Raw genomic sequence first — 16,235 nt, forward strand, 5'->3', positions numbered from 1 at the left:
ACCTGATCACCAAGATCCGCCAATTCATCACCGGCTGGAACGACCGCTGCCACCCCTTCGTCTGGACCAAGACCGCCGACCAGATCCTCACCAAAACGAACCGTCAAAAGATCTCAACCACGGGGTAGTAGCGAGGGCTGGGCCGCCAACCGGGCTCAACTCACGGTCCGATTCGCTGACCTAGCGACCGGGATCACGACAACTTCGAGTTTCATATCCATCGGAAGCGCTTTCCCTTTCTCATCACCGGGGGCGGGCCGTCTCCTTCGGTTGGAAAGCGCTGGCGGCAAGGCTCGTCAAGGTGAGCAGCTGAGATCGCTATGGGGCGCCAGTCCTCATCGTAGTCAGGGTGATCGTCGTACAGCTCCGCGACAATTGCCACAACCAGGGCGTATGCACACCTTGCCTCCTGCCTGTTCACAGACGTTCGGTACAGGGTGACCAACTGGCGCCGGGCGTGGCATGTGCCGAGAGCCCGATCGAGATCGAGCTGGCTCAGACCTTTGTTGTAGTCGACCACAGCCCGCCGCTCGTGGTCAGCTACCCGCTTCAGCAGAAAGCCGTCGATGGTCTCCACGGTTCCTGAGCGTACGACTGACCGGGCTGCGCGCTTGGGTTCAAAGGGCCTGAGGCTGCTAGGCATCACGTCCGCCAATGCCGGGCCCTCGATGTCCGGCGACCGCCGAGGGCCCGGTCACACAGTGCCTTCCCAGAATCGTGGCTCCCGGGGTGCGACCAGCTGCTGCCGGAGCTCCACCCACGGCCTTCTCCGGCGGCCGACCGGGTGCTTCGCCGTCGCGGCGTCGAGATCCGCACCAACACCTCCGTCCGCGAGGCCCCAGACGCGAGCGTCAGGCTGTCCGACGGAGAATTCGTACCCACGCGATCATTGGTGTGGTTAGTAGGCGTCCGCCCGGGCCTCCTCATCGAACGACTCGGCCTGGCCATGAACAAAGGGGGGCTCATCGTTGACGAGTACCTCTCACTGCCTGACCACCACGGCGTCTTCGCCTGCGGAGACGCCGCAGCCTCCCCGGCCTCACCGAACAGATCCTCCGCCGCGGCGTCCACAAAAGCGTTGCAGCCCTGGAGAAAGAGGTGCGTGAGTGGATCAAAGTCTGGAACGAGGACCCCAAGCCGGCGTTCCACCTGGTTGATCCACGACGATCCGGTGGGGGATGGCCGGGGTCTTAGGTTATCTAATTGTTGTTTGTTCGAATCCCGTGATCGCGGTAGCCGGCCTCTGAGAGCGCGTCGCCAGCACGGCGCCGTAGGAGCTGGTTCCCTCGGCAGCGGCCCAGGACGCCGCCGAGGTCACCGCCACTGCGGCGTCCTATCCAGTCACGCGCGCCGCAGGCCGGCTGCGGTCGTCGGCAAGGTGGCCTGGTCGATCATGGCGCCGTTCGGGGCGGCGACGATGGCGTAGCTGTGGGTCGCGGCATGGGTGTAGACCCCGACCACGTTCCGGTAGGAGTCAGCCACGGTCGTTCGGCCCAGGGTGAGAAGTCACCACGAGGCAGGCCTGTAACGAGCCACGCCGCGGGACGGCAATCCCGCGGCGGACATGCTTCTGATTAAGCCCGGATGCACCCCGGCAACCGTTGCGCATCCGGGTTAAAACACCCGAAGAGATCCAGGACAGCGTAGGGAAGTAGCGCGCCAGCGAGGGCACCGAACCAGTGGCCGGCGTATTTGGCCGGGCCGGAGTAAGACCCGGAGGCAGACTTCCTTCTTACGGCCGCTGGCAGTCGGGTATGTCGTCGAGCAAGTCCTCCGGCACCGCCCATCCGGCGGCCTGCAACGCCGTCGCGTAGCGGATGCGGGCGACCCTCTCCCTGATCTGGCTGAGCCTGACGGTCCCCTGCAGGTCTACGTTCTGCGGACGTTGGAGCAGCGCGGCGACGGCTTTGCGGACATCAGACTCCGCGTGTTCTCTGGCCACCAGAGCCGCGTGAAGCTCACTCATCTCGAGGCAGTGGTCACTCGGGCGGCCGCACATCATTCGGGTGAGTGTCAATCCGCAGGCGTTGCAGATCAGCGCACGTCGCCTCCCAGGCGTTGCGTTGCGCGATGCCCGCATCAAAGCCCGCCAAGCCAGCAACCAGCATCCCCACCACCCGTCGAGCCGTTTCGACCAGCATCTGCTGCGCATCCGGCTGCAGCGTCGACCCGGACGTCGAAGCTGGCCAATCCTCCACTTCTTACCCCTGTTCCGAGTTGTGCCTGCGCCCGTACCGCTGACGGTCCTGTCCCATCCCCACGGGCGCCCCTTAATCGGACCTTCTGTGCCGGGCAGTTCGCGGCCCAGTACCAGGGACCGAGCTGGAGTGGGGCCACGGGAAACGTGCCGGCCCTGGAGTGCGGACCCAAGACCCATAGCAAGCCCGCCCAACGTCCTTGCCGGAGTCACTGCACGAGAACGCCGTGTGGCGATGACCAGTGATGTAATACGTTAACGGCCGTTTCGTCGAGCTGCAGCAACTCCCACCAGCTTGTCTAGGCATGAATGAAACTTCATGCTGGCGTGCCCGCGCTCGCCGATGCCATGGGTAGAGGCCCGCGACGCGGCTCGCCGCGGGGTTCCGCCTGGGCAACAGCGCGTCAGGAGGGAGGCAGGACACCAAGAAGCGACGGAGCGGCGTCGCCCCGGCGCATCGAGACGGTGGTGGGCTTGCTTCAGCCCGGTGGTGTGGTGTCTGGGGTCGACCCCGGATCAGTTGGGTCGGGTCCCGGCAGCGTCTTGGATCTCCGCAGCGTGCGGCAGTCTGGAGCGGGCACAGTGCGCGCCGCAGAAGAAGTGGCCGTCGACCTCGACGCCGTCCTTGGACAGGTGATGAGGCGGCGCCTCGGGCCGCCAGCGTGCTGAATCCGGACGGAGTACGCGCTCAACTTTTCCCGGCCAGGCGGCCATGTGCTGTTGCAGTACTACAACTCTGCGGCGGGGTCGGTGCGGCTTCGGGTGCGGGGCGCCTGCCGCAGGGTGGCGTCGTACCTGCCGACCTTGGGGGCGTTTCGAGGTGGTGGCCGCACCGAGTTGCTGGTGGTGGTCTGGCGGCTCGCGGACCACGACTGCCGGGGTTGGGATCTGTTCGACTTGTCCGACCGCCACCGGGAACGCGGCTGGCTGGTGCTGGCGTACCGCTACCCGAAGGGCACCATCGTGATGCGAATCGTCGTCCGGAATGGCGTCTCGCTCGATCTGGCGTCGTTGCTCCTCGACGACATCCGGGAGGCGGTGGGTTACTCGACCGGCTCGAGGTGCCGCCGCCGCGCGCGGATCGCGACACCGTGAGCTTCCTGACCGCGGAACGGCGGCGACCCGGACGGACCACTCGGGACGGACCAGCATACGGACCACCCGGACCGGGTGGTTTCGCTGTGGCGTTCCGCGGGGTTGCTCTCAGGCAGAGGTAGCGGTCTCGGCCGGGCGGCCTGGCAGCGCCTACGACGAGGAGGTGTGGTCGGTGTTCGGTCCGCTGTCGAGGTTGCTCCCGTCCTTACCGTCGTTGCGCTCCTTCCCGTCGCTGCCGCCGCTGCCCGCTCTGCCGGCACGCCGTAATCGGGACAGCCGCCGCTGGTGGGTGCGGCGCGGTCGCGCGCACATCGAAGTGCGCGGCCTGCACCGGATCGACGCCGAGGCTCTCGTCTCGGACCTCGAAACGGCGCTCCGGAAGGTGGCGGGAGTCGACTGGGCCGCCGTCAACGCGGTCCTCGGCCGGGTAGTGGTCGACCTCGCCGGCGGTGACGTACCGATAGAAGCCCTAGTCGCGACCATCGACGCCGTCGAGGACCGGCACCAGATGTCGGACGAGAGGTTCCTGGAGCGGCCCGAGCACCCCGGCGACGTCGAACCCCTGCAGCGTCAGCTGATCATGCTCGGCGCCGACCTGGCCGGTCTCAGCGTGAGCGTGGCAGGCAAGATCGCCCGGTCGGCGCGGCTGCCGCTCGAGATAGCGGCGCTCGTTCCGCTTGTCGAGCACACGCCTCGCCTGCGTAGCCAGGTCGAGTCACTGCTCGGCTGGACCTCTGCCGAAATGAGCCTCGCGCTCGTCAACGCGCTCGCGCAGGGACTTGCGCAGGGCCCGATCGGCCTGATCATCGACGCCGCGCACCGGATGGCACTGGTGGGTGAGGTCCAGGCTCGCCGCCGGGTCTGGAAGGAGCGCGAGGCCGAGCTCTGCTCGGGTCGGCAGCGCTGCGCGCCGATCCATCTGCCACCGCGCTCGGCGTCGTTGCCGCGCGGACCGGTGGAACGGTACGGCGACCATGCAGGCCTGGTCGGTCTGGCTGCCGGCGGTACGGCATTCGCCGCGACCGGCGACCTACGCCAGACGGCCGCATTCCTGGCCGCCAGCGCGCCCAAAGCGGCCCGGTTGACCCGCGAATGCTTCGCGGCCGAACTCACCCGCGTTCTCGGTGAGCGCGGGGTTCTCGTCGTCGACGGCGACGCGCTGCGCAGGCTCGACCGGATCGACACCGTGGTGATCGACGCTCGAGTCCTCCACACCGCCCAGTTCGTCGCGGGGCCGCTCGTCGCCCTGGACGGCGCGACCGAAACCGAAGGCCGGCTACGTCAAAGGGTCGGCGTCCTACTCGAACCGGAAGCACCACGGGTGCTACGGCGCAGTCGGGTCTGGGCACTCGGCCCGCTCGCCGCGGTCGCACCGGGCGTCCCGGCGGCGGCACAGACGGCAGCCCGGCGGGTACGCCGACCCGGTTCGGTCGTGCTCGGGCTCACCTGGCACGGCACCCTGCAGGCGATCCTCGCCGCCGAGCCCGGGGTGTCGCCGCTCGCGGGGGCCCTCCTCTCGGCCGCGCGGGCGGCAGGTGAGCTCCTCATCGCCGGCAACGGCGCCGGGGTGGTCAGGCGACTCTCTCCCGGGCGGATGATCTCGTCCGGAACCCGTCTGCCGGCGGAGATCCGGGAGCTCCAGGCCGAGGGACGGGTCGTGGCGCTGGTCTCGGACGGACCGGGAGCCGCGCTGGCCGCCGCGGACTGTGGCATCGGCATCCTGGCGGCTGACCGGACGCCTCCGTGGGGTGCGCATGTCCTCTGCGGCCCCGGCCTGGCCGAGGCCTGTTTCCTGCTCGACTCCATCGCCACCGCCGCGACGGTATCTCGGCGCGGTGTCCAGCTCGCCGCTTACGGATCCGTGACCGGTGCGCTGCTGGCGCTGGGTGGCCCGCGGGCGAGTGCGACCGAACGGGCCGTGCTCGGTGTCAACGGCGCGGCCGGCGTCGGCCTGGTATCAGGCATCTGGTCCGCCCGCGCCCTGGCCCGGCGACCGGCTCCGGTGGTGTCGGACACCGCAGGGCTTCTGACGGGGACCCCATAGGGCGCGGACGTTGGTACGGCCGAGGCTCTTGAGGGATTGGGGAACACGTCCACTGACGCTGAGGGCGAGCAGCTCCTCTCAAATCGGCCCCACAGTATGAGCCTGGAGAGGCGTAGCGCGAGGTCAGAGCGGGTCGTGCTGTTGGTCTGTAGAACCGTCGGCTCCGCCTATTCGCACGCGATCATTGCGCGTGCGTCCCAGAGGCGGCCAGGACACATCGCACGTCGGTTTCGACGGTCAGTGCAGACGTCTGAACAACATCAGCAAGGTTGTAACTCTGTCGATATGGCTGCGCGAGCCGATGTCCGTGCTCGCCACCAGATTCGAGGACCAACCCGGACGGGTCGATTCAGACGCCGGCCTACGACTCGAACCAGGCCGGCTGGTACACCGAAGGTCGGCGCCCGGAGGGGCCCAGCGATGATCGCGGACGCCCGTCGACTTGAAGTCCGGGCCAGACGTGTTCTGCTGGCTCCGCGAGTTCCGCGCCGGCGACGCCATCACCGTCACCGACCGGGCCGGCGCCAAGTACCGGTTCAGGGTTGTGCGGCTGGAACGGGTCGAACAAGGACGAGCTGCCGTACGACAAGATTCGGAAGGCGACCAACACGCGGGAGCTGCGGCTCGTCACCTGTGCCGGCACCTATGACCGGACGCCGCACCGCCGCATGGTGGTGGTTGTATCTTGATGTCCGTCAGTGGTGGAGCACTCCTGCCTCGGTGACCGGCTCGCTGGTGCGGGACCATTGCGCGATGGGGTGGCGGTCGTGGCCGGGGTTCGCGAATCTGATGACCCTGAAGCGGCCATCCACACGCGTCTCCGCCTGCCGCCGACGAGATCAGCGGCGACGGGAGGAGATCGGCTTCTCCTACTTCGTCTTCGGCGCCGACTTCGCCGAGGCGCTCGCGCCGGTCGTGGCTGAGCTGGCCGGACACTAGGCCTGTTGGGCGAGCCAACAGATAGCTGGACGGGCGGCAGCACGTCGGCGCCGGGCCGCAGCCCGCTCACCGGCCAAGACATCGCGTAGTAGATGATCGGTGATGACGACCGTGGCCACTCAGGTGGTGGCGAGCAAGTGACTTCGGCGGTGTCTTCGACGATGCATCTGTCCGCCGCGGATGGGGACCCCCGGAATCAAGGCATGCTCACGCTCACAACCGACGACGAATCCATCATCCTTTGGATCAGGCGACACGAGAACGCGACGAAGGCCATGGCCTGAGACTGAACATCGATGACCTGTCATCGGCATGGCAGCGCGGCTCTGATGGATCGGTCTACACGCCAGGACCGCATACGGGGCGACCGCGCAAAGAGCGCTCGGACGCTGGTCACAGTCGGCGAGCATCGCCGCGGTGCGACTCACCGGTTCTCGATCAGGTGACCGCCGATTCGGGTACGCGTTCAGCGGCCAACGGGCGCCTGGGCGCTGCGCGATACGTGCGACTCCGGCGGCGTGTCATATGCGGATCCCTTACCGGACGCGCTACGCGCCCTGATCGTCAGCCCTCCGGCCCGGCTGAAGACTGGAACCGGATCAGGTACCCATCCGGGTCCTGGACGAGAAATTGCACGACACCGGCCTCGGATTGGCCAGTCCGATACCACTTCGCTTCCGGCTCCATGAACAGCGGCCAGTCAGCCTCGCGCAGGGCCTCCACCAGCGGTTCGATCGAGGGGACGTACACCTGGAAGTTGACACCACGCCCAAGAGGTCGGTCCAAAGGTGCGGTGACCCAGTTGCGTCCGACGCCCTCCTGTTCAAGCATCACGTGCGCCATGCCCCGGGCGATGTAGGCAAACCCTTCATCGGGACGGTCGTACAGCACCGCGAACCCGCAAAGCCGGCACCAGAAGTCCAGACTTTCACCAAGAGAGCGGACCAGGAGTTCAGGGACAAGAACGGGATCTCGCACGGCGTGCGTAGCTGCCACGGGCTTCGATTGTGCCAGCACCCCTAACCATCGTCCGTTTGCCGAAGGGGTTTCGGACGGAAGGATTGCCGCGGGCGCTGATCAGGTGACGCGCCGGGCGATGTCGCGCTCGAGGTCGGGAAGCTGCTCGGCCCAATTCCTCTTGGCGAACCAGTCCCACAGCTCCAGGACGTGGTACAGATCATAGAGGGCTAGAAGCTCGTCGTCGACGCCGACACGAACACCGTAGCCGGCGCCGAAGGCGGCAAACCATGCGGACTTCGACCGGGTGCTGCGTGCAACGTCTAAGAGTGGATCGGCGACCACGGCCCTCTCGACGTCGACGACACCGCTGACCTGCCATCCGTGGCTGGTCTCGGTCACGTGAATGTTCCCGTCCACGTAGTCGTTGTGGCACAACACGCCACCTTGACTGGTTGTAAGTGCTGGATCGTGCTGTGCGACGAACCGTCGCATCGGGTCCCCAAGGTCGGCCGGACCACCGAGGGCGTCGAAATCCTGTAGCTGCTGCGCAAACATGCCGCGCATGTAGTCCGCGTTCGTGCCAGCCGCGATCAACTCGCCGCCGGAGATCTCGCCGCACTTGGCAAACCGGATCGTGTGGATGCGGCGCAGGATCTGCCCCATCTGACGGTAGATCGCCAGGCCTCTTCCTCGGCCAGCCTGTCGCGGACGTCCGCGAGCCGTATGCCATCGAGTCGTGTCATCAACAAGTAGGCCAGGGGCAGCACTGTGCCGGAGTCATCGCTGGCGACAACCTGTGGTGCCGGAACGCCGTCAACGCCGGCGAGCAACCCGTACACGTAAGCCTCGGTCCGCATGCGAGGCGACAGGTCCGCCGGATAGACCTTCAACACGAGAGGGTCAGCATCGCGGCGCCAGATCTCGTAGAGGGCACCCACCGCACCGGCACGGCAGCGGGGCAACCGCATCGACATCAGCTGTCTCCCCAGGTCTCGCTCAGCCGTGGATGGGGGTCCGGATGGCCCGTTCCATGCGCAGCCGGGCAGTGCAGGGTGCGTACATGTCTGGATTCGCGCACTGTCGGCGGACGGGTTTGGCTCCCAGCTCGGATGCTCCGGCGACCAGCGATCGACCTTCACGAGGCCAGGAGACAGAACGGATGGCCAGCTGGGTCGAGCACAACGACCAGCCGACTTGGGTCGCGGTCGTAGGGCTGGTACGGCGCGACCATCCCACCTGACTGGACCACAAGCGCGACCGCCGCCTCCATGTCGCTGACGCCGCACTCGAAGTGGATCATCTTCGTTCGCCCCGCCACGTTTTCTGGCCACACAGGTGGCACGTACCAGTCCTGGGCCTGAATGTTGATGAAAGTGCGGCGTGGATCGCAGAGCGAAGCCCAGTCCTCCTCGTGGTGGACCACCTCCGCCCCGAGCGCGGCAACGTAGAACGCGACCATGCTCTCAAACTGATCCGGTCCGCAGTCGATACAAACGCCACCGAACTCGATCACGTTGTCTGCGTGTACCTGTTCCACCGGGGTCGCTCCTCCCGAAGCCCGTAGCCGTGTGACTGGGCGCCATGATCCCGCTGCTTGACCTCCGCGAGCGGAAGAGCGCCATCAGATCTTGAGCCGCAGCACTTTCAAGACAACATCACCCGTACGCGCCGCTGCGGCTGCTGCTCTGCCATGAGCATTCTGAACGGTCCACGGATCGGCGATGTCACCGCGCTCCGTCCCCTCGACCGTCGAGCGCGCAACATCAACGAGATTGTGACGCATTCCGCAGTATGACGCACCGATTAGGACACCCTTTGGTCTGTTCGCGAAACTCAGTGGCCAGCCCGGATGCCCGTTTGCGAGGATCGCTCACCATGGCGATCTGGCGCGAGGACCACCGATGGTGATGGACTCGAGTGCCGAACAGCGTGAGAGATGGGACCGTATCGCGGCCGACTGGAGCCCGGATGAGGCAGTGGAGACCGCGGCGACCGCTCCCATGATTGACTTTCTCGCTGAGTTGGCGGGAGACGGTCCAGCCTTGGAGTTCGCTATCGGTACGGGGCGGATCGGGGTGCCGCTTGCTCGGCGCGGTGTTCCGGTCGCCGGTATCGATGTGTCGCCCGCGATGGTCGAGGTGCTCCATTCCGCGATGCCTGCCGCCGAGCTGCCCGTGACCGTGGGAAGCATGGCCACGGCCGACGCGCCCGGCCGCGACTACCAGCTCGTCTTCCTCATCGCCAACGCGATCACGTGCCTGCTGCACCAGGACGAGCAGATCGCCTGTTTCCAGAACGCTGCGCGGCATCTGCGGCCAGGCGGATACTTCGTGATCCAGGTCTGGGTTCCCCAGCTGCGTCAGCTCCCGCCAGGTCAGACCGTGGTACCCGCCACCGCCACGGACACCCAGCTCATCTTCGACAGCTACGACCTCGTAACCCAACGCCTACTGTGCCACCACTATGCCTTGGAGAACGGCGTGGTGGTCAGCCCAGGCACGAGTCACCACCGCTACGTCTGGCCCTCCGAGATGGATGTCATGGCCAAGCTGGCGGGCCTCGATCTGGTGAACCGCTACGCCGGATGGGACCAAGCAGAGTTCACCGGCGACAGCAACTCCAGCATCTCCATCTGGCAAAAACCAAACCGATCATGATGCCGATGCCCCGGCGGTCGACTCCCGGTCGTTAAGGATCCCCATACAACCCGGCCCCGGTCGGAACGCTGATCCTCTGTGCGTCATCGCGGTGTTCGGGCGCCGTTCCCCATACGGACATCGACGAGGGAGGTCGGCGTCCCTTGAGACGAGAGACCCGCACGTTCCGCGGCAGATGAGGGTGATTGGGCCTAGTGGTCACGGAGGTGGCGAGTCGGTCTTGTGGTCGGGCTTACGCGAATGCCGCCTGCAGGTCGCGGCGTGGTGAGTTCGGGTCAGTCGGGCCAGGCGGGCGCGCCGTCCACGAACGGCCATGTGATTCGTTCGGCGCGCAGGTCCTCCACCAGGCTCCGGACGTACGTCAGCTCGGCCGCCACCACCTGGCGCTGGTACTCGGATTCGACAGCGAACAGGCGCGGCAGGAACCTGGCGACGTGGGCGATCTCCCCGTCGAGCACGGTCAGTCGTTGCTCTAGCCGGCCGATGCGAGCGGTCAGCGCGGCGGTCGCATCCGAGGGAGAGAGGTTCGGCAGGTACGAGAGTGCGGCGGGGAACTCTGGGTACTCCGGCGCCGGTGTCGACAGCATGGTGCGCAGCCACTCGCTCATTGTCGTCCGGCCGGCGTCGGTGATCCGGTATGTGGTGCGTTCCGGTCGGTTCTCGGCGCGTTCGGTGGACGCGATCTCTACGAGGCCGTCGCGGACCAGCCGCTGGATGGTCTGGTAGACGCTGTTGCGCTGGCTCACGTTGACCACGTCGTCCTTGTGACGCTCCTTGATCAGCTGCTGCATCCGGTACGCGTGCATCGGCTCCTCGCTGAGCATCGACAGCATGGCCAGTGCAAGCACAGAGCGGCGCGGTGCGGACACCCATTGAGCGTAGCTGCTGCGAGGTCTATAGTCACAACATGACTAGTCCACTTATGGGTACTTCAGAGCTCCGCAATGAGATCCTCGACCGATCCGTTTCTCCGATGCGGTGGCTCGCACTCGGCGCCGTGGTCGGTCCGGCTCTCTTCACGGCGGCCTGGCTCGTCCTCGGCTCCGTGAGCAACGGCTACACCCTGTTCGACCACCGGTTCACCGATTACTCGCCGATCAGCCAGCCGATCAGCGGGCTGGGCATGGGCGCCACCGCCCCGTACATGAACGCGGCATTCATCCTCAGCGGTCTGATGCTGATCGCTGGCCTCATCGGCGTGTTCCGCACCACCAGCGCCGCGGAGTGGACCAACCTGCGCCGGACCGCCCTCATACTGCTGGCCTGCAGCGGCGTAGGTCAGGTGATGTGCGGCCTGTTCAACCTCGAAGCAATGATGCCGCACACGCTGGGTTTCCTCCTGGCGCTGGGCACCCCGATCGTCGGTTTCCTGATCGCTGGCCGCTACTTCCGCCGCGTCCCCGGCTGGCGGCGGTTCGGGACCTGGCTGCTGGTCGGCAGCCCGCTCACCCTGGCACTACTCGTCGCATTCTTCATCACGTTCCAACCCACCGCCGACGGCGCCGAACACGGCATCGCCGGCCTCGTGCAGCGAATCGGCGCGGTGCAGGTGCACGCGTGGTTCGTCACCATGGGATGGCTGGCGTACCGACGGCGCTAGACAGCGTCCCGAACGGGGTGGCGCGGCCACCGAGCGTGCAGCGCGGACGGGGCAGGCAACGCACTCATCTAGGCATGTCCGTGCGTTCACAACGTTCCCCCGACGGCCGGCGGGTGTCCGGTCGGGGATCGGCGGATTCTGGCGGTGGTCGCAACACGGCTGCCTTGTTGCGGTGTGAACGCCCCCGGGTCTGATGGAGGCTCTCAATCCATGGAGGATGAGAGTCATGGTTCTACCCAGGAAGTACCCCGACGAGCTGCGTGCGCGGGCGACCCGGATGGCGGTGGAGATGCCACGCCCCGTACTGAGACGCTATTCGGCAATCGGCCGAGTTCGCTGTTGTCCGATAGAGGAACCCGAGTCGGTCGGCCAGTGGCACGAGGGCGGCACGTTCCGATGATCAAGGTCGTCTCGTAGTACTCCCCTTCATCGGACGTGTTCACAGCCGTCCGGAATGGATCCGCGTCGGACAGGTCCGGGTCGAGTTGGTGTGAGGCACCAGATGAGTGGGTGCAGCTGGCTGATGTAGCGGCCGGCTTGGCCGTTGCCGACGCCGCGGTTTGGCAGAGAACCGTCGGCTCGGCCTTACCGTCGAGGGGTGCGTCATGGCTGCACTGCTGATCGGTGTCACGATCATCTGGCCAAATGAAACGACCTGGGCGTTTGCCCAGGTCAGAGCGGGTGCGCCGCCAGGGACTCGAACCCCGAACCCGCGGATTAAGAGTCCGCTGCTCTGCCAGTTGAGCTAGCGGCGCGTGAACCTCGGAGAGGATAGCAGCCCGACCCTCAGCCGCTCACATCGAGGACGGCCCTGGCGGCGTTGTGTCCGCCGATGCCGCTCACACCTCCGGCCCGCCGGGCTCCGGCGCCGCAGGTCAGCAGGCTGCGGACGTCCGTCTCCACCCCCCACCTACCGGACTCTTCGGGCGTCTCGGCCCAAGGCCAGGCAAGGTCGCCGTGGAAGATGTGGCCGCCCGGCATGCCCACATCGGCCTCGACGTCGAGCGGGCTCTTCACCTCCAGACAGGGCCGCCCGTCCACATCGCGGGCCAGGCAGTCCTCGATCGGCTCGGCGAGGTGGACGTTGAGCGCGGCGAGGCAGTTCCGCGCCGCCTGGTCGCGGGCACTGGCGTTGTCGTGGCCGAAGAGCCGGGCCGGGGTGTGCAGCGCGAACGCCGTCACGGTGTGCCACCCTCGGGCGGCCAACTCGGGGGAGAGGATCGACGGATCGGTCAGCGTGTGGCAGTACAGCTCGCTCGGCTGTGCGGTGGGCAACTGTCCCGCCACCGCATCGTCGTACGCCCGCTGCAGGTCGGCATAGCCCTCGCCCACGTGGAACGTTCCCGCGAACGCGTGTCGCGGGTCGGCGCCGGACCGCAGCCGTGGCAGCCGGGTCAGGAGCAGGTTGAGTTTGAGCTGGGCACCCTCAGGAGCCTCGGCCGGTGGCCGGCCCCGCAGCCGGTCGAGTGTGGCTGGCGCGACATTGGAGAGTACGAAGGACGCGGAGATCACGCGTTCCTCCCCGGCCACGACAGCCGCGACCTCGGCGCCGTCGTCGGAGGCGTCGACCCGGACCACCTCGACGCCAGTGCGAAGGTCGGCGCCGGCCGTGCGCGCCGCGGACTCCAGCGCGGCGGTCACCGCGCCCATCCCGCCGACCGGCACCTTCCATTCGCCGGTGCCGTTGCCGATGAGGTGGTACAGAAAGCATCGGTTCTGCAGCAGGGACGAGTCGTGGGCGTGGGTGAACGTGCCGATCAGCGCGTCGGTGAGGACCACGCCTCGGACGGCATCGTCGGCGAAGGACTCCTCGACCACCTCGCCGAGCGGCCGCTGGAGGAACCGCTCCCAGGCCTTCGTACCGACCAACTCTCGTACGTCTGCCGCCGACCGCAGTGGTTCCAGCATCGTGGGCGCGAGGCGGCGGGCCACCTCCGCGAGGTCGGCGTAGAAGCTCTGCCAGGCGTCGAACTCCTTGTCATCACCGGTGAGACGCCGGAACGAGTCGGCGGTCGCGGGACCAGGCTCGCGCTCGACCAGCAGGCCGGTGGGCGTGCCGTCACGGACGACCGGGGTGTACGACGCGACCGCGCGTGAGGCGAGACGTACGTCGAGCCCGAGATCGCTGGCGATCTGGTCCGGCAGCAGGCTGACCAGGTACGAGTAGCGCGACAGCCTGGCGTCGACGCCGGGGAAAGCTCGTTCGCTCACGGCGGCGCCGCCCAGGTGGTCCAGGCGTTCGAGGACCAGGACCGACCGGCCCGCCCGGGCAAGGTAGGCGGCGGCCACCAGGCCGTTGTGCCCGCCGCCGACCACGACGACATCGAAGTGCTCCACGGCCAGCAGCCTAGGCGGTGCCTGAGCGACGCGGTGTCGAGGCACCGTTCCATGATCATGAAGGAAAAGCGGACGATAAGCCCCAAAAACCCTCATGATCACGATCATGATCACGGGACGGAAGCGGGGCATCCGGGGCTGTTGGGGCTGACGGCCCAGGCCCCAGGCCCCAAGTTCAGGTGCTGCCGCCCAGGCCGGTGAGGACGAACGCGATCGCCACGCTCGCGGCCAGCGCGACGGCGCCGACGATCGCGAAGATCACGAAGACCGGCTCCGGCCCGTCGCCGCGAAGCAGCATCTTGCCGGGATCGGCGGGGTCGTACCGGACGACCACCTGTTGGCCCTGCTGCGCCCGCCGGGAGACAGTGCCGCGGAAGGACGGGACGTCCACCCATTGGCCGTCCGGCAGTACGTAGCGGACGACAGGGTGGTGGACGGCGATGCCGTCGCGGGTCCGACTCGTGGTCTCTCCCACGACGACGCCGGACGCCTCCACGCCGGAACGCTGGATCCGGACCACCCTGCGGACTCTGCCCCACCCGATCCCGCCGAAGACCAGCCCCACACCCAGCGGAGCAAGCACCGGCAGCAGTCCCACCACCGCCGCCCGACCCGACGCCGGCAGCACCGCGAGCGCCGCGGCCACCACCAGCGCGGTCACCCCGATCGCGAGGAAGATCCGGTAGATGCCGCGTTCGAAGCCCGCGACCACCGCGCGCTCCGGCGCCGCCGGGTCGTAGTGGACGACCACCGGCCGCCCCGGGATGTAGCTCGTGTGGGTCGCCTGCGCCGGAGGTCTCACCTGGACGACCTGGCCGGTCCGGGTGGTGAATCGCACGACCGGAGCGTGTACCAAGCCGCCGCTCGAGTCGGCCGACGAGGACTGGAAGCTCGCATCCTGCCCGACCACGACGCCGGTCGCCGTGACGCCCTGACGGCGCAACCGTTCCAGCGTGCGCAGTCGTACGAACGACACTCCCGCGAAGAGCACGCCGAGCACAAGGAGGACGAGGCTCGCGGCATACCAGGGCTTCATGGGTCCTCCGGCTGTGAAGGTGCTTGTCCTGCGTACATCCTCCTCACGAGGTCTTCCTCGGCACGCGGCCACTGTCTGCCAGGCTGCCAGCCGCTTGACCTGAACCGCGGTGGAGGTCCTAGGTTGACGGACGTGATCGACATCGCGGCGCTCGCGGCCAATCGGACCATCGACCTCACGACCTGGGGACGCCGGTCGGGTCGACCTGTGCGCATCGAAATCTGGTGGTTCCATGTGGACGGGCGGCTCGTCGTCACGGGTACACCGGGCCCTCGGCACTGGTACGCCAATGTGCTCGCGAACCCTGCGGTGATCGTCCACATCGAAGATCGGGATCTGCCTGGCACTGCGCGGCCGATCACTGATCGCCGACTGCGCCACCAGGTCTTCATCGACGTGCAGACCTCGTGGTATCTCAGCCAAGCCCCACTCGAGGAGCTTATTCAGAGTTCACCAATGATCGAAATCGAGCTTGGGTGACGCGACATCTTTGCTCTACTCCACGCGACAGGGCGGCCGATCCGGAGATCGGCCGCCCTGTCTGCTGGGGTGAGTGACGGGGATCGAACCCGCGACAACTGGGACCACAACCCGTCTGCGGAGGTGGGTCCAATCACCCTGGGACCGCCCGGTTGGGCTCCCTACGGCGCACCTAGCGGGCGGCGCCGGGGCGCCGTCCTCGTGCGGGCACGGCCGAGCGACGTTCGACTTTGCACCCAGGTCAGCAGATCACGCAGAACTTGAGCCCGTTGGGGTCTTCTAGGACGACGATGCCGTCACGGTGGGGCCACTCGACGCGCCTGGCCCCGAGCCCGAGGAGTCGAGCTACGTCAGCGTCGCGCTCCTCGGTGTCGCCGTCCGGTCCCAGCGTGTTGAGGTCGAAGTGCGTTTGATCATTGGCATTGAACGTCAGCCCTACGCCACCAGGACCTGATGGCTGGAATGCCACTGAGTTGGCGGTACGCCAAGCGAGCCGCAGATTGTCAGTGGGCTCAAGGGCCTTGCTCCAGAACTCGGCCGCCCGGTCGACGTCTGGCACGTTGAGTATGACTGTGCTGAGCCGGTACATCGTCACCACCACCTGATCAGTTGGAGGCGCGGCACTCTACGCCGACTCGGCACGGCCAGGCCACCACGAGCCGACCCTGCCGGGGTCCCGTCCTCCTCGTTCGCCAGTCTTCGGGCTCCACTACGTGCGTCAGGACGTGTGGTCCGCGACCAACCAGTTCGGCACGCCGAAGCCCCATCACAGGCGGGCACAGATACCTGCCGCGAAGGGTCGGTCTGACGCAAACCGGCAAGGCTGGAGAAGCGCGAACGCCCGGCCCTGAGTGGGTTCCCGCTCAAGATCACCCCCATCTTCGCCCCCA

The 16,235-nt window shown here is 67.2% G+C and carries 18 protein-coding genes, 1 tRNA gene and 2 pseudogenes; 8 read left to right on the plus strand and 13 right to left on the minus strand.

Going from position 1 to position 16,235, the window contains the following annotated elements; translation table 11 throughout:
• A pseudogene (locus ABNF93_RS34865) lies at positions 1-128 on the plus strand (IS630 family transposase); the annotation flags it as partial.
• Between the two features lie 83 nt (positions 129-211).
• On the opposite strand, the gene ABNF93_RS08885 reads toward ABNF93_RS34865, so the two are convergent.
• Positions 212-577: a DUF6221 family protein gene (locus ABNF93_RS08885; protein WP_349327338.1), complete on the minus strand. Its 366-nt coding sequence runs from the start codon at positions 575-577 to the stop codon at positions 212-214.
• A gap of 165 nt (positions 578-742) precedes the next feature.
• Here ABNF93_RS08885 and ABNF93_RS34870 point away from each other — a divergent pair.
• A pseudogene (locus tag ABNF93_RS34870) lies at positions 743-1,027 on the plus strand (FAD-dependent oxidoreductase); the annotation flags it as partial.
• A 314-nt stretch (positions 1,028-1,341) separates the two neighbouring features.
• Here ABNF93_RS34870 and ABNF93_RS08890 read toward each other — a convergent pair.
• From ABNF93_RS08890 to ABNF93_RS08900, 3 genes are all read right to left on the minus strand, one after another.
• On the minus strand, positions 1,342-1,482 hold the full coding sequence (locus ABNF93_RS08890; RefSeq protein ID WP_349327340.1) for a hypothetical protein: 141 nt from the start codon (positions 1,480-1,482) through the stop codon (positions 1,342-1,344).
• 250 nt (positions 1,483-1,732) lie between these two features.
• Positions 1,733-1,966, minus strand: coding sequence for a hypothetical protein (locus tag ABNF93_RS08895; RefSeq protein WP_349327341.1), 234 nt, complete (start codon positions 1,964-1,966; stop codon positions 1,733-1,735).
• A 13-nt stretch (positions 1,967-1,979) separates the two neighbouring features.
• On the minus strand, positions 1,980-2,198 hold the full coding sequence (locus ABNF93_RS08900; protein ID WP_349327343.1) for a hypothetical protein: 219 nt from the start codon (positions 2,196-2,198) through the stop codon (positions 1,980-1,982).
• A gap of 713 nt (positions 2,199-2,911) precedes the next feature.
• On the opposite strand from ABNF93_RS08900, the gene ABNF93_RS08905 reads away from it, so the two are divergent.
• The 3 genes from ABNF93_RS08905 (at position 2,912) to ABNF93_RS08915 (ending at position 6,275) form a co-directional block, all read left to right on the plus strand.
• Positions 2,912-3,292 (plus strand): PLP-dependent aminotransferase family protein, encoded by a 381-nt coding sequence (locus ABNF93_RS08905; RefSeq protein ID WP_349327344.1) that lies wholly within the window; start codon positions 2,912-2,914, stop codon positions 3,290-3,292.
• A 172-nt stretch (positions 3,293-3,464) separates the two neighbouring features.
• Positions 3,465-5,336 carry a hypothetical protein gene (locus ABNF93_RS08910; protein ID WP_349327345.1) on the plus strand — a complete coding sequence of 624 codons (1,872 nt, stop codon included), beginning with the start codon at positions 3,465-3,467 and terminating at the stop codon, positions 5,334-5,336.
• Between the two features lie 789 nt (positions 5,337-6,125).
• A complete protein-coding gene (locus tag ABNF93_RS08915; protein ID WP_349327347.1) occupies positions 6,126-6,275 on the plus strand; it encodes a hypothetical protein in 150 nt (49 codons plus the stop codon).
• A 564-nt stretch (positions 6,276-6,839) separates the two neighbouring features.
• Here the strand turns inward: ABNF93_RS08915 and ABNF93_RS08920 are convergent.
• From ABNF93_RS08920 to ABNF93_RS08930, 4 genes are all read right to left on the minus strand, one after another.
• Positions 6,840-7,271, minus strand: a complete 432-nt coding sequence (locus tag ABNF93_RS08920) for a bleomycin resistance protein (RefSeq protein WP_349327348.1) — start codon at positions 7,269-7,271, stop codon at positions 6,840-6,842.
• An 81-nt stretch (positions 7,272-7,352) separates the two neighbouring features.
• Positions 7,353-7,916, minus strand: coding sequence for a phosphotransferase family protein (locus ABNF93_RS08925; RefSeq protein WP_349327756.1), 564 nt, complete (start codon positions 7,914-7,916; stop codon positions 7,353-7,355).
• Positions 7,826-8,209 (minus strand): phosphotransferase, encoded by a 384-nt coding sequence (locus ABNF93_RS34875; RefSeq protein ID WP_502877561.1) that lies wholly within the window; start codon positions 8,207-8,209, stop codon positions 7,826-7,828. The genes ABNF93_RS08925 and ABNF93_RS34875 overlap by 91 nt, the downstream gene beginning before the upstream one ends.
• A 161-nt stretch (positions 8,210-8,370) precedes the next feature.
• Positions 8,371-8,748 carry a VOC family protein gene (locus ABNF93_RS08930; RefSeq protein ID WP_349327349.1) on the minus strand — a complete coding sequence of 126 codons (378 nt, stop codon included), beginning with the start codon at positions 8,746-8,748 and terminating at the stop codon, positions 8,371-8,373.
• Positions 8,749-9,136: 388 nt separating this feature from the next.
• Between ABNF93_RS08930 and ABNF93_RS08935 the strand changes: the two genes are divergently transcribed.
• The gene (locus tag ABNF93_RS08935; RefSeq protein WP_349327351.1) at positions 9,137-9,892 is read left to right on the plus strand and encodes a class I SAM-dependent DNA methyltransferase; all 756 of its coding nucleotides are present in this window, start codon (positions 9,137-9,139) and stop codon (positions 9,890-9,892) included.
• Between the two features lie 275 nt (positions 9,893-10,167).
• Here the strand turns inward: ABNF93_RS08935 and ABNF93_RS08940 are convergent, their stop codons facing one another.
• On the minus strand, positions 10,168-10,761 hold the full coding sequence (locus ABNF93_RS08940; RefSeq protein ID WP_349327352.1) for a PadR family transcriptional regulator: 594 nt from the start codon (positions 10,759-10,761) through the stop codon (positions 10,168-10,170).
• Between the two features lie 38 nt (positions 10,762-10,799).
• Here ABNF93_RS08940 and ABNF93_RS08945 point away from each other — a divergent pair, with 38 nt between their 5' ends.
• On the plus strand, positions 10,800-11,492 hold the full coding sequence (locus ABNF93_RS08945) for a DUF998 domain-containing protein (RefSeq protein WP_349327353.1): 693 nt from the start codon (positions 10,800-10,802) through the stop codon (positions 11,490-11,492).
• 682 nt (positions 11,493-12,174) lie between these two features.
• Here ABNF93_RS08945 and ABNF93_RS08950 read toward each other — a convergent pair.
• From ABNF93_RS08950 to ABNF93_RS08960, 3 genes are all read right to left on the minus strand, one after another.
• A tRNA-Lys gene (locus ABNF93_RS08950) sits at positions 12,175-12,247 on the minus strand.
• Between the two features lie 31 nt (positions 12,248-12,278).
• Positions 12,279-13,829, minus strand: a complete 1,551-nt coding sequence (locus tag ABNF93_RS08955) for a phytoene desaturase family protein (protein ID WP_349327354.1) — start codon at positions 13,827-13,829, stop codon at positions 12,279-12,281.
• A 175-nt stretch (positions 13,830-14,004) separates the two neighbouring features.
• On the minus strand, positions 14,005-14,865 hold the full coding sequence (locus tag ABNF93_RS08960) for a DUF3592 domain-containing protein (RefSeq protein ID WP_349327355.1): 861 nt from the start codon (positions 14,863-14,865) through the stop codon (positions 14,005-14,007).
• Between the two features lie 132 nt (positions 14,866-14,997).
• On the opposite strand from ABNF93_RS08960, the gene ABNF93_RS08965 reads away from it, so the two are divergent.
• Positions 14,998-15,345, plus strand: a complete 348-nt coding sequence (locus ABNF93_RS08965; protein ID WP_349327356.1) for a nitroreductase family deazaflavin-dependent oxidoreductase — start codon at positions 14,998-15,000, stop codon at positions 15,343-15,345.
• A 241-nt stretch (positions 15,346-15,586) separates the two neighbouring features.
• Here the strand turns inward: ABNF93_RS08965 and ABNF93_RS08970 are convergent, their stop codons facing one another.
• Positions 15,587-15,946 carry a VOC family protein gene (locus ABNF93_RS08970; protein ID WP_349327358.1) on the minus strand — a complete coding sequence of 120 codons (360 nt, stop codon included), beginning with the start codon at positions 15,944-15,946 and terminating at the stop codon, positions 15,587-15,589.
• Positions 15,947-16,235 lie beyond the last annotated feature (289 nt).

Source organism: Actinopolymorpha sp. B9G3 (assembly GCF_040120725.1).
Lineage (GTDB): Bacteria > Actinomycetota > Actinomycetes > Propionibacteriales > Actinopolymorphaceae > Thermasporomyces.

Coding starts and splice junctions, on each gene's coding strand:
- ABNF93_RS08945 (WP_349327353.1), top strand. CDS start 10,800: ATGACTAGTCCACTTATGGGTACTTCAGAGCTCCGCAATGAGATCCTC.
- ABNF93_RS34875 (WP_502877561.1), bottom strand. CDS start 8,209: ATGTCGATGCGGTTGCCCCGCTGCCGTGCCGGTGCGGTGGGTGCCCTC.
- ABNF93_RS08935 (WP_349327351.1), top strand. CDS start 9,137: ATGGTGATGGACTCGAGTGCCGAACAGCGTGAGAGATGGGACCGTATC.
- ABNF93_RS08895 (WP_349327341.1), bottom strand. CDS start 1,966: ATGAGTGAGCTTCACGCGGCTCTGGTGGCCAGAGAACACGCGGAGTCT.
- ABNF93_RS08915 (WP_349327347.1), top strand. CDS start 6,126: ATGACCCTGAAGCGGCCATCCACACGCGTCTCCGCCTGCCGCCGACGA.
- ABNF93_RS08960 (WP_349327355.1), bottom strand. CDS start 14,865: ATGAAGCCCTGGTATGCCGCGAGCCTCGTCCTCCTTGTGCTCGGCGTG.